Origin of the sequence: Flavihumibacter cheonanensis (genome assembly GCF_022352215.1) — a bacterium.
Lineage (GTDB): Bacteria > Bacteroidota > Bacteroidia > Chitinophagales > Chitinophagaceae > Flavihumibacter > Flavihumibacter cheonanensis.
In genome coordinates this window covers 1-285 of sequence record NZ_JAKRWF010000150.1, presented here as the reverse complement: position 1 = coordinate 285, position 285 = coordinate 1, and the positions used below count along the sequence as shown (strand labels likewise).

The window sequence follows — 285 nt, the reverse complement described above, 5'->3', positions numbered from 1 at the left end:
CCTTCGTCGACGAGGGCCAGCTTGTTCGCCGCCGGCGCCCCAGTGGATGCTTCCGCCGGTCCGATATGCTGGATGCGACCGCGTATGGCGTTGAAGAAATCGTCCTCGATCCGGCTGCGGCGCTGCAACAGTTCCTGGGCGCCATAGTCGTAGCGGGTGCGCTCCAGGAAGCTCGACTCGTCCTGGCCCGCTTCACCCAGGCGCTCCACGGCGCGCTGGAAAAAATCCTGCAACACCTCATCGAGGAAACTGCGAAACAGGCTGGTGCACGCCAGTTGCAACGCC

At 64.2% G+C, this 285-nt stretch carries 1 protein-coding gene; it reads right to left on the bottom strand.

What is annotated here, in order from left to right:
• Positions 1-285, bottom strand: a 285-nt coding sequence (locus MD536_RS21485; protein WP_239603833.1) for a hypothetical protein, incomplete at both ends; no start/stop codon positions are given.